Genomic DNA, 12,371 nt, shown 5'->3' with positions numbered 1-12,371 from the left:
CCCTCCAGCGGTTACGCGGCGCCCGAACGATGCCGCCATATGGATTGTACGATACCCACCGTCAGCAGCTGAATCATCATCGAAGACGAACCGAAGCTAATAAACGGTAGCGGAATACCGGTAATCGGCATCATGCCGATGCACATGCCGATGTTTTCGAAGGTCTGGAACGCCCACATGCCAACGATGCCCACACACGAAAGACGCAAGAACAGCGACTCACACTTAAAGGCGACGCGAATCGTCGAAAAGATCAGCAGCACGTAGAGGCACAGGAGCAAAAAGGAACCGCAAAAGCCAAAGGTCTCGGATAGGAAGGCGAAGACAAAGTCGGTGTGGAACTCAGGCAGAAAGCCGCCGGCCGACTGCGTCGCATGGCCCAAACCCTTACCAAAGAAGCCGCCCGAGCCAACGGCGATAAGCGACTGCTGCAGGTTGTAGGCATCGTCCGAATCGGCATTATCGGGGTCGATAAAGACCGTCAGGCGGTTCATCTGATACTGCTTGATGAGCACATCGTGGCCGAGCAACGAATCAAAGACCGAATCGAGCGCCAGGACGAGGGCCACCAGGCCCACAAGCAGGGCCAGGGTCGACAGCACCCATTCGCGGCGTGCACCGCTCATGCAGATGACGATGGCACCCGAGACCAACACGACCAGGCCCGAGCCCAGGTCGCCCATGGCAACGACGGCCAAAAACGGGATGGACAGCATGCCGCAGAGCTTGACGTAGTCGCGAACGGTATCGATGCGGCCGTTATACTGCGAGCCAAGCGTGGCGATAAAGAAGATGGTGATGAGCTTGGCAAGCTCAACCGGCTGGAATGTCAAGCCGATACCGGGAATCTTGATCCAGCCCGTCATGCCCAGACCGCCCGTATAGGACAGACCCGGAATCTTGGGCGAGAGGATCACGATCAGGTCGATGACGAGCAACGCCGTCGAGAAATTGGAAATATCGCGCAGATCGGTACGCCAGACCAGCACCGCCAGCACCGCTCCGATGCCAATTCCCAGCAGATGGCGTGAGAACGAGGCATCGGCCTTAAACTGCGAAGCCGACCAGATGATGATGGCACCGTAGGCAACGAGCGCCACAGTAGCCACGAGCACGCCGATATGCACCTTTTGGCGAAACGTGCCGCGCGAGGCCGAAAGTTGCTTGTTGACGCGGTCCAGGCTGCTGCGAGAGCCGGTCTTGGTTGAACGGAACAGATCCGCCGGAGAAAAATCCATCGCAACCTCCTATCGAACCGAAGAATCGCCCGAGGCCGAAGAGGTATCGGGCTCGTCATAAATCACACCGAGCACGTCGCGCACGACATGCATCGCGGTATCTGAGCCGCCGCCGCCCTGCTCCAGGACAGTAGCGATGACATACTTGGGATTATCGGCCGGTGCATAGGCGCAGAACCACGCGTATTCGTCCTCGCCGCTTTTCTCGCCCGTGCCCGACTTGCCGTATACCTGCGGCGTCAGGGTGCCAAAGTGAGCCGCCAGGGACGTCGATGCCGTGTAAATCACGTCGTGCATGCCGTTGCGAACAAGAGTCAAATCCGAATCGCTGTTGATCTTGGCCACCAGGCGCTTCTTCTTGCCCTTGCCGTTGTACTTATAGGCATCGCCGTCGCCATCACGCGACACGGCAGACAAAAACACGTGAGGCACGTACTGTTTGCCGCCGTTGGCAAGACCCATATAGGCGCACGCCATCTGCAGGGGCGTCACCAGGATGTCACCCTGGCCGATGGCAATGTTGGTCATATCGCCGGCATTCCACTTGCGGTCCTCGGCAGAGGCGTCGGTAAAGTACGACTCTTTCCACTCGGCATCGGGAATACGGCCCGCGCCCTCACTCGGCAGATCGATACCGCAGGTCTTGCCTAGGCCCCAGCGACGAAAGACCTCCTGCAGGCCCTCGGAATGTTTCTCGTCATAAAAGAACGCCTTGCCCATGTCGTAGAAGACGGGGTCGCACGAGTTGGCGATACCCGACTGCAGCGTCATGGTGCCGTGGCCGGAATGCAGCCAGCAGTACTTGCCCCAAGCCTTGCCCAGACCCGTCCAATAGCCCGTGCAGTTGGTCGTCTGCCCCGACGTGTAGGTTCCAAACTCAAGACCGGCCAGCGCCGAGAGCGGCTTGATGGTCGAAGCCGACATGTACTGTCCGCTAATGGCGCGATTGAGCAGCGGGTGCGAACCCTTGTCATCATTGAGCTCGGTCCACACGTCATTTGAGACGCCGCCGATAAAGACGGACGGATCGAACTTGGGCTCGCTCGCCATGCCCAGGATCTCGCCATTGTTGGGATCGAGACACACCACGGCGCCGTTGCCGGCATTGCTGTAGCCAGTGGTCTTGGCAAGCTCGATAGCGCTCGCCAGCGCCGTCTCACAGGCCTGTTGGATCTTAAGGTCGAGCGTGAGCTTAATGTCGGAGCCGGCCTTCGCGGGCACGGCGCCGGCCTGACCGGTCACATTGCCCGAGGCATCGACCTTGACGGTCTGCTCGCCACGAATGCCCTGCAGCAGGTTTTCGTAGTAGCTCTCAACGCCCGCCTGGCCCACGATATCGCCCGACTGGTACGTAATCTTGCCAGCAGAAGCATCATCATCGCCAGAGGTTTTCTTATTCTGAGCCTCGAGCTGCTCGGAGGTAATGGTGCCGGTATAGCCCAAGATATGGCATGCCGTCTCGCCATATGGATACTGGCGCTCGGTACGCTCGGCAATCTTGACGCCCGGGAACTCGCCGGCATGCTCCTGAATATAGGCAACCGTGGAGCGACGGACGTCCGTCGCGATGGTATGCAGGCTCTGAGCGCCCTCTGTATTGTCCTGAATATTGCGAAGGACCGCCACGTAAGGCATTCCAAGCACGTTGGCAAGATGGCGAACCAGAACCTCATCCTCCGCAAGGTCGCGGTAGGCCACGACAGCAAGTGAGGGACGGTTCTGGACAAGCGCCACGCCATTGCGGTCGAGGATGCGACCGCGCACAGCGGGTGTGGTAACGGTGCGAGTCTGATTACTATTAGCCTGCTTCTCGTAATAGTCCGACGAGACCATCTGCATGCCCCACAGCTTGACGGCAAGCGCCGCAAACATCGCGCCCACACCCGTGGTGAGGATGGAAAAGCGGCCCTTAAAGGCGGTCGCCGCGGTATTGCCCTCGCCCTCGGTGGCGCGCGGGGCCGTTCCATGCTGCGTATCGTAGGTAAAACGGGAATCGCCCCGACGCAAGATGACCAGCGCGACCACGATGGCCACGACCAGCACGATACCGGCGATAATAACCGTCATCTGGGAAGACATCTACGGGCCTCCCTATTTGAGCTTGCGGGTCTTGGGCTTAAAGCGCATACCCGTCTGGCGTCCGCCACGTGCGGAGAATCCATAGCCGGACTGCGGCACGACGCCGGACATCAAAAATGGAATGGCAACCAGACCCGTCAGGATCGAAGACGGCAGCGCATGGCCGAAGATCGCCACGACAAAGCTCGTCTCCAAACCCATAAACAGCAAGATGATGCTGTAAATCACATTAATGACGAGCGCGAAGGTGCCCACCGTGATGCCGCGCGCACTCGGGGTACCGCCCGTCTGACCAACGGCGCTGTGCGCCAGGGCAAAAGAACCCACGGTCAGCAGGAGCGACATAACGCCCACCGGCACGGCAGCGGACAGGTCATAGAACAAGCCGCTGCAAAACCCGCACGCGACGGCACGGGTCGGGTCGCCCGAGAACACGCTTAGGCACACCAGAATAATCATGAAGTTGACGCGACCGCCCGCAATGGAGATCTGCGGTGCGAGGCCTGCCTGCAGCAGCACGCACACGATGGCGGCGATTACAAACGTGCGGGAGCTCATCCCCTGCTCGTGTAGATCCATGGACATGCCCCCTATTCGCTCGAGCCGGAATCGGTCGTCTCGGACGTGTCGGAACTGTCATCCGAGCTCTCGTCCTTCGTCTTGGTCGCAGCATCGCGCGACGTTCCCTGCGGCGTGCTATTAGCGGTGCTCACGTCCTCATCCGAGGCCGACTGTTCGTCGGTCAGCGAGGTAATGACCAGCACTTCCTCGTTGTTCTCGGCCGTTGTCTGAGCGCGCACCACAATGGTGTAGTACACGTCGTTTGCAGATTTCTCAACCGACGAGACGGTGCCGAGCGGTAGACCCTTGGGGAACACACCGCCAATGCCCGAGGTCACGATGATGTCGCCAACCTTAACGTCGGAGTCAACGCTCACGTACTCAAGACGCAGCGTGCCGTCAGCCTGACCCTGCAGCATGCCCTGGGCGCGAGTGTCCTGCACCATGGCGGACACGCCCGAGTTCTCGTCGCCAATCAGGCGCACGGTCGATGTCTTGGCCGAAACTTCGATGATCTGGCCGATAACACCGGCCGAACTCGTCACGGGCATGTTGATGGAAAGCCCGTCGGCAGAACCCTTGTCGATGGTTACGGTCGAAGTCCAGGCATCGCCGGAGGCACCGACAATACGAGCTGCGGTCGATTTGAGGTTGTAGGTCGACTGCAGGCCGACCAGCCCCTCCAGACGCTCAGCGGTCTTTTGAGCCTCGGAGAGCTCGGCGACCTTAGAGGTCAGCTCCTCATTTTGCTTCTTAAGCTCGTCAAGCGTGTCCTGCGACGCCGTAAGGTTAGAGAACACGTTGCCGATCGCATTGAAGGGAGCCGCCACAGCCGAGCCCACAAAGCGCACCGGCGAGGTAATCGTCGTCACGCCCGAGCGCACGGCATGAATCGGTCCTGCCTCGCCCTCGCGGATGTAAAACGTGAGCAGCAACACCGAAATCAGGCTGAAAACAATCAACGGGCGCATACCCGTTGATTGTCGCTTGGTATTCAGATTTGTGGAGAAACCCGAAGATCGTGCCAAATGGAATCCACCTTTTGGAAATTAAGCATTGGTCTGGACGAAGCCGCCATCAAACGCATTGGCCTCGAGCACGCGGGCACAGCCGTTAACGACGTTATCGAGCGCCGTGGGGCTGACGTTGACCGAAACACCGGTCTCATCGCGCAGGCGCACATCGAGACCGCGCAGCAGCGCGCCGCCACCGGTCAGCAAAATGCCGTAGTACATAAGGTCCGAGGCAAGATCGGGAGGCGTAGCGTCGAGTGCGTCCTTGACGGCCTTGGCCATCTCGTCGAGCGGCTTGTTGAGCGCGCGACGAATCTCCTCGCTCTCGATGCGCACGGTCTTGGGCAGACCGGTGATCACGTCGCGGCCGTTGACCTCAACGTCGAGCTCGTCCTTGAGCGGCACGGCGGAACCGACCTTGATCTTGATGTCCTCTGCCGTACGCTCGCCGATGGCCAGGTTGTAGGCATCACGAACGTGCGTGAGGATGGCCTGATCGAACTCGTCGCCGGCAATACGAATGGACTGCGAGACGACGATGCCGCCCATAGCGATAACGGCGACCTCGGTGGTACCGCCGCCGATGTCGATGACCATGGAGCCGGTGGGTTCCTCGACGGGCAGGTCGGCGCCGATAGCGGCTGCCATAGGCTCTTCGATCAGATAGGCCTGGCGGGCACCGGCCTGGATCGTGGCCTCAAAGACAGCGCGCTTCTCAACCGACGTGACACCGGAGGGAACGCAGACGACAACACGCGGACGCGGAGTCCACGGATAGCGCTTCTCGGACGCCTTATCGATAAAGTAGCGAAGCATGGCCTCGGTAACATCGAAGTCGGCGATGACGCCGTCCTTCAGGGGACGAACGGCCACGATGTTGCCGGGCGTACGGCCGAGCATGCGCTTTGCCTCGATACCGACCGCCAAGATGCGCTCGTCGTTCTTGTCGATGGCGACAACAGAGGGCTCGCGAATGACGATGCCCTTGCCGCGCACGGAGACAAGCGTATTTGCGGTGCCGAGGTCGATGGCAAGATCGCCCGCATAGCTACCGAAGAACATATCCATCAAAGAAAACAACGCAACTCCTGATGTGTTGGATGATTGCTGGAAAACTACTAGCCCATCATACTAGCGCAAGCCCGGCACCTCACTTGCGGTGAAGCGCCGGGCAAAGCTAAATCCCATAAGGTCACTACTGGTTGTCAGCAGCCGAGAAATCCATATCGAGCGAAGAAACGGCCCAGCCGATATGGTTGTCGGAGCGCACGAATTTGACGGTGTACTCCTGCTCGCCGCCCTTGGACAGCGATGCCTTCACCTTGGCGGTCGTCTCGGTCATGGACTGATCCATGCCCTCGACGGACACGGTGGCACCCTGCGGAATCGAGGAGATGATCATCGACTTAGCGTCCTCGGACAGGCTCGAGGCCAGGCAAGACTCGGCCTTTGCGGCGTCACCGTCGCCGGCGGCCTGGAACAGATCGGTAACGACAGACTCCTGAGACGGGAAGCCAAAGCCGCGCGTGTAGGCAAAGCCCAGACCGCCCGCGGCGATCAAAATAAGCAGAAGCAGCACGATGAAGACTTTGAGACCCGTATGGCGATGGCGACGACGGACCTTGGCCTGCTTACGATCCTGACGGTCCTGCTGGACCATCTCGGACTCGGACAGCGTAAAGAAGCCAGTGTCCGAGGGATCAGGCATAAACTGACCGGTCGCGCCCGTAGGATCGAGCGGATCGACGGCAGGAGCGTCCATCGCGGGCGCCGGAGCCGTGGCCATAGCCGTCTGGGCAGACAGCGCGGCAAGCGAATCCTGCACGCGGGCAAGCTCATCGGCCTGCTCGGAGGTGAGCTGGTAGATGCCATCGGCAGTAGCGGCATTAAAGGCGTCGAGTGCGTCGGAGGGACGGCCGGCGGCAGAAAGCGCCTGACCCATGCCGGCGTTGAGCGCACGCGTGTCGTCGCGGGGGCCGGCAAAGTCGATAGCCGTGCGGTAAGTCTCCACGGCATCCGCCGGACGGCCGAGCTTAATGAAGCAACGACCGAGCTCGCCGAGTGCGGCGGCAGGAGCCGGATTGGCGCCGTCGATGGCAGCCTGACGGAAGGCGGTTCCCGCGTTGGCATAGTCGCCCGACTGGAACAGCGCATTGCCCAGGCCCAGATAGGCCTTGAACGGCGTGGCATAGGAAGCATCCTGCGTAGCGGCAGAGAAAGCCTGAGCGGCCGTCGTGTAGTCGCCCACGGCGGCGAGCGCCTTGCCGCGGTTGGTGAGCAGCGCGCCGCGCTTGCCGTAGGTACCGTCGTTGAGGGCGGCGGCATAGGCCTCGGCGGCCTCGGCATACATGCCCAGGTGCATCAAGGCGTTGCCACGAAGGTGATCGGCCTCGCCCATAATCTCATCGGGAGTCTTTGCCGCCCCAAGCATCTGGGCTGCAGCGGAAAAATCACCCGCGCGGTAAGCGGCGCGGCCCTGTTGGATCAGCTGGCTATTCAAGGAAGTCCCCTTTACTCGTGAACGATCTCGACATGAACGATCTCGTCGCCGGCACGCAGCTGCGAAATCACATCGAGACCCTCGACCGTGGTACCAAAGACGGTGTAACCGGAATCGAGATTATGCTGGGCACCCAGGCAGAAGTAGAACTGCGAACCCGCGGAATCGGGGTCCATGGAGCGTGCCATGGCAAGGGCGCCATCGACATGGCTGTTGCGCGGATTGGTGGCAAACTCGCCCTTGATGCAGTAGCCGGGGCCACCGGTACCGGGCATGCCGTCGGGGCCCTCAAGAGCGGCAGCGACGTCGGCGCCGGACATGTCGCGGGTATTGGGGTCCCCGCCCTGGATAACAAAACCGGGCACATAGCGATGGAACTTAAGGCCATCATAGAAGCCCATCGTGGAAAGCTCGCAGAAGTTCGCGACATGAATGGGAGCGCCCTCGCCGTCAAACTTGACCTTGATGGTACCCTTCGACGTCTCGATTACGGCACACTCGTCGCCGACAAGCTGATACTCGGGCGTGTAGAGCTCTTTCTTAAAACCAAACATGTGGTTCCTTCCTCGTGCGTTTAAAGCATATTTGTACGAATTGTAGCAATAAGCACGGACTTACATCAATTGCGCACGTAGGTTATGCCGACTATGGCGAACTAATTTAAGGAACGCTGCTGCGGCTTCCAGGAACCCACATTGGCATCGTACTGGTTCAGCGCGCTGTTGCCGCCCTGCGCGATGGGCGCCAGGATCTCGCTTTGGTGGGAACTCATCGACTCGCCATCGGGAATGGCCAGCGAGATATCCCAGCTCTGGCAGATCACGTCGACGCGCTCATACATCCACTCGACAAGCTGCTTTAAGTGGGCGATGTCATCCGCATAGACCGTATCGTCCTGTACTTTCAGGTTGTTAAGCTCATCTTGCGTCTTTTTGATCTGGTCGCGCAGGGCGTAGGCACTCTGCGACAGCTCCTGACGGGTGGACAGCGGCGTTCGGAGATAACCGTTGTTAAAGGAATCGATGACCTCGCCGATCTGGTCCTCGTCAGCGTAGGACACGATGGTCTGATACAGACCGTCGAGCCTGGTATAGAGCTGATCATCGGTGAGCACGGTTTCTTCCTGGACCACCTCCGCAGAATCGTCCTGCTTGGTATCGTCCTCAGTGGCCTCGCCCTTTTGGCGCGTGGGGAAGGTGGTCTGTGCAGCTTGGCCAAACTGGTCGTAGAAGCCGGGCATGACACCCATGGGATCGGTCGTCACGAACCAATAGGCACCGCCGCAAACGACGGCAAGGACCGCGATGACGACGAGCGGCTTGGGGATATGACGCTTATGCTTGTGATAGGCGTCCTCGTCGGGGTGCACCTTGCGCTTGGGTTTTTGAGCATCGTCATGCAGGGAAACGGGCGTGGGAATATCGACCTTGGGGATACCGAAATCCTTATCGAAAGCCGGCAGCACGCAGGTCTCATTGGGGTCGGCGGCGTCCGAAAGCACCGCAGCGGCAGAGGCCGGCGCATGCGGCACCTCGGTATCGATCTGCTCTTGCGTTAGGCGCGGAAAGCCCGCCGTGCGGCCCGCTGCCAGGTCGGATGCTGCCGCGTCCTCGGAGAGGATACCCGGAGCGGGGCGTCCACATTTGGGGCACGTACGATCATGCGGAGAAAGACGGGCACCGCAGCCCTCACAGAACACAAACTCGGTGTGCTCGGGACCATCGCCCGGACCCACATAGGCGTTGCAGTAGGGGCAGAACGAGGCGCCGTCCTCGATAGTCTTAAGGCAATGCGGGCAGATCACGGCATCCTCTTTTCGAAGCAATTCAAACAATCGAGGTTAGAGCATAACATCGCCACGGCCCCACAGGAGCAAGGCACCAATTCAACATCGCCAGGGCGCGTAGCTACTTCTTCTTTTTGCTCGGCATCGAGACTTTGATGCCTTGGGCGGACTTGGTTACGCGAGAGCGCTTGGCTCCGCTACCCTTCTTTTTCTTGGGCTGGGCCTGGGCCACGCCCTCGAGTGCGCGGGCCTCGGCCTCGCGAGCGGTGCGATCTTCGCGGCGCTGCGCCATGTCGGCGGCGACGCGCTTGGCAAAACGCTCGGCCGTCGAACCCGTCGAGCTCACCTTGCCGCCACCGCGACCCAGGTGGACGCGCACACCGCGGCCAAAACCAGTTGCGGCATGACGACGACGCGGCTTGAGCGAATCCATCATCGTGGCGAGCTTAAAGAACACCGAGCAGGTAAAGACCACGATGACAGCCAAGATTACCATCTGGCCCATCGACAGGTTGGCAATAGACAGCAGCTCCGGGAATCCGATAACGCCCACCAGGATGCCGGCGACAACAAACACGAAGAGCACCACACGTAAGGGCGTGAGAGGCTGCGAGATGCGCCAGATCAGGCTGACGCTCGCCGCGCACGACGAAAGCAGGCACATCGTAGACAGCGTGAGCTGGCTAAAGCCAAACACGCGCGCCACAAAGATATCGAGCGCCGCGGCCAAAATGACCGCAATCGACGCCGGCAGTGCCCGCTTGAGCACGTTCGTCAGGAACGACCCCTTCACGCGAGCATTGTTGGGCTCCAGGCCCAACACAAAGCCCGGCGCGCCGATGCAGAAGAAGTTGATGAGCGTCATCTGAATCGGCTCGAAAGGGTACGGCGGCAGCGCGATGCACAGCGCCGCCAGGCCCATCGAGAACAGCGTCTTAGTCAGGAACAGCGAAGCCGAACGCTGCAGGTTGTTGATGGAGCGACGGCCCTCGGCCACCACGGCGGGCATCGAGGCAAAGTCGTTGTCGACGAGCACGATCTCGGCCACGTTACGCGCGGCATCGGAGCCGGCCGCCATGGCCACGGAGCAGTCGGCCTCCTTGAGCGCCAGCACGTCGTTGACGCCGTCGCCTGTCATGGCCACGGTGTGCTCGCGGCGCTTGAGCGCCTGCACGAGCTCGCGCTTCTGCTGCGGGGTCACACGACCAAAGACATGGTAGCGGTCCACTGCGGCATCGAGCTTGGCCGGCGTATCGAGCGTCGTGGCGTCCACATAAGCGTCCGCCCCCGGCACGCCCACCACGCGCGCGATCGACGACACCGTACGCGGGTCGTCGCCACTGATCACGTTGAGCGTCACGCCCTGCTCGTTAAAGTAGCCGATGGTCTCGGCCGCCGAGGTACGAATCTCGTCGCGGATGGTCACAAAGCCCACGGGCTCGGCCTCGCCCACCATATCGCCATCGGGCGTAAAGCCGTCCACGCGCGCCACCACGAGCACGCGGCAGGTATCGGCAAGCTCGGCGACACGGTTCTCGACCTGGGCAAACGCACGATCAGAGAGCACAAACTGCGCCGCACCCATCACATAGGAGCCCTGTGCAAACGACGCGCCGCTCCACTTTTTGGAAGACGAGAACGGAATGACCGACAGCGGCTCGGACACCTCGACCGGACGGTCGGCGTAATAGTTGAGCAGCGCCTGACAGGTCTCGTTGGCATCGGCCGAGGTCGCACGCGCCACGTTAGCCAGAGCAAAATCGAGCACCGTGGTATCGACGGGAACGGCGGCGTCGCCCTCCCCCGCACCCATACCCTCGACCGGCAGCGGATACGTACCCTCGACCTCCATGCGACCCGACGTGATGGTGCCCGTCTTGTCCAGGCACAGCACGTCGACGCGAGCGAGCGTCTCGATGCAGTAAAGCTGCTGCGCCAGCACCTTGCGGCGGGCCAAGCGCACCGTGGCGATGGCGAGCACCGACGAGGTCAGAAGCACCAGGCCTTGCGGGATCATGCCCAGCAGGGCGCCCACCGTGGACAGCAGCGCCGACGAGGGCACGCGGCCGGCCAGCAGCTCGGAGAAGCACCACGAAAGCGCGCTATCGCCCGGGGTTCCCGCGGCATCCCACAGCTCGCTCACACTCGAGGAAAACAACGCCAAACCGAGCGGGATCATGATGATGCTCGCAAACCGCACGATGGCGTTAAGCGCGTTCATGATCTCAGAATTGACCTTTTTGACGTACTTGGCCTCATTATTAATTTTGGCTACGTAGTTGTCGGCGCCGACATGGATCACGCGGGCGCGCAGCAGGCCCGAGTCGATAAAGCTGCCGCTCATGAGCTCAGAACCAGGCTGTTTCTTAATAAGATCGCTCTCGCCCGTCAGCAGGCTCTCATTCACGAGCGCCTCGCCCGAAACCACCACGGCGTCAGCGGGGATCTGGTCGCCGCGCCCCAAGCGGATGATGTCATCGAGCACGATCTGGTCCAGGTCGAGCTCCACCTCGGCGCCGTCGCGCACCGCGATGGCCTTCTTGGAGGTCAGCAGCGTGAGTTTATCGACCATCTTCTTAGAGCGCATGGACTGAATGACGCCAATAGCGGTATTGAGGAACACCACGAACAAAAACGTCAGGTTCTTAAACGACCCGGTCACAATGACCAGGAGCGCCAAGATCACGTTGATCAAATTGAACAGCGTGCAGAGGTTCTCGATGATGAGCTCTTTGACCGACTTGGTCTTGAGCTCCATGTTGCGGTTGATCTTACCGGCGGCGATGCGCTCCTCGACCTCGGCGGTCGAGAGTCCGCGCTCGATATCCGTTGCTGCCATACCACGTCCCATCACGTCGCGTCGGTATAAGAAAAACCGCCCGGACCATGCGAGGTTCGGACGGTCTCACGTTCGATGGTGCCCCATGTTGGATTCGAACCAACGGCCTTCTGCTCCGGAGGCAGACGCTCTAATCCCCTGAGCTAATAGGGCCAACGTTTGGCATTATACCCAAGTGCACCACGGGCTATCAAAATAAAAGAAAAAGCTTTGCAATTCCGAGGAAGACCTTGATTCTCATTTTCATTGCAACAGCCTCAGGACTCAGCGCAACGCGTTGCGCTGAGTCCTGAGGCGCGAATCCGGGTAGGCAACCCCAGAGGGGCCGGAATCCCCCGGCCCGCGATGGAGGGAG

At 60.6% G+C, this 12,371-nt stretch carries 9 protein-coding genes and 1 tRNA gene; all 10 read right to left on the bottom strand.

Annotated elements, in window-relative coordinates; translation table 11 throughout:
- Positions 1–11: 11 nt before the first annotated feature.
- The 10 genes from AAAX31_RS05440 to AAAX31_RS05395 all read right to left on the bottom strand — a co-directional run bounded on the left by AAAX31_RS05440 (position 12) and on the right by AAAX31_RS05395 (position 12,169).
- Positions 12–1,238 (bottom strand): FtsW/RodA/SpoVE family cell cycle protein, encoded by a 1,227-nt coding sequence (locus tag AAAX31_RS05440; RefSeq protein WP_349076449.1) that lies wholly within the window; start codon positions 1,236–1,238, stop codon positions 12–14.
- Positions 1,239–1,247: 9 nt separating this feature from the next.
- Positions 1,248–3,317 carry a penicillin-binding protein 2 gene (gene mrdA / locus AAAX31_RS05435; RefSeq protein ID WP_349076448.1) on the bottom strand — a complete coding sequence of 690 codons (2,070 nt, stop codon included), beginning with the start codon at positions 3,315–3,317 and terminating at the stop codon, positions 1,248–1,250.
- Positions 3,318–3,329: 12 nt separating this feature from the next.
- Positions 3,330–3,896 (bottom strand): hypothetical protein, encoded by a 567-nt coding sequence (locus AAAX31_RS05430; RefSeq protein ID WP_349076445.1) that lies wholly within the window; start codon positions 3,894–3,896, stop codon positions 3,330–3,332.
- A gap of 11 nt (positions 3,897–3,907) precedes the next feature.
- Positions 3,908–4,849 carry a rod shape-determining protein MreC gene (mreC, locus tag AAAX31_RS05425; RefSeq protein WP_349076509.1) on the bottom strand — a complete coding sequence of 314 codons (942 nt, stop codon included), beginning with the start codon at positions 4,847–4,849 and terminating at the stop codon, positions 3,908–3,910.
- Between the two features lie 78 nt (positions 4,850–4,927).
- Positions 4,928–5,959 (bottom strand): rod shape-determining protein, encoded by a 1,032-nt coding sequence (locus AAAX31_RS05420; protein WP_006236061.1) that lies wholly within the window; start codon positions 5,957–5,959, stop codon positions 4,928–4,930.
- 127 nt (positions 5,960–6,086) lie between these two features.
- On the bottom strand, positions 6,087–7,391 hold the full coding sequence (locus tag AAAX31_RS05415) for a tetratricopeptide repeat protein (protein WP_233502548.1): 1,305 nt from the start codon (positions 7,389–7,391) through the stop codon (positions 6,087–6,089).
- Positions 7,392–7,402: 11 nt separating this feature from the next.
- Positions 7,403–7,945, bottom strand: a complete 543-nt coding sequence (locus AAAX31_RS05410; RefSeq protein ID WP_349076442.1) for a peptidylprolyl isomerase — start codon at positions 7,943–7,945, stop codon at positions 7,403–7,405.
- A 101-nt stretch (positions 7,946–8,046) separates the two neighbouring features.
- Positions 8,047–9,195 carry a zinc ribbon domain-containing protein gene (locus AAAX31_RS05405; RefSeq protein ID WP_349076441.1) on the bottom strand — a complete coding sequence of 383 codons (1,149 nt, stop codon included), beginning with the start codon at positions 9,193–9,195 and terminating at the stop codon, positions 8,047–8,049.
- A 103-nt stretch (positions 9,196–9,298) separates the two neighbouring features.
- On the bottom strand, positions 9,299–12,016 hold the full coding sequence (locus AAAX31_RS05400) for an HAD-IC family P-type ATPase (RefSeq protein WP_349076439.1): 2,718 nt from the start codon (positions 12,014–12,016) through the stop codon (positions 9,299–9,301).
- A gap of 76 nt (positions 12,017–12,092) precedes the next feature.
- Positions 12,093–12,169: transfer RNA gene (locus AAAX31_RS05395), tRNA-Arg, on the bottom strand.
- Positions 12,170–12,371 lie beyond the last annotated feature (202 nt).

It is taken from the genome of Collinsella sp. CLA-ER-H5, from assembly GCF_040092375.1.
In the GTDB taxonomy this organism is placed as follows: domain Bacteria; phylum Actinomycetota; class Coriobacteriia; order Coriobacteriales; family Coriobacteriaceae; genus Collinsella.
This window is presented reverse-complemented; position numbering and strand designations above follow the sequence as displayed.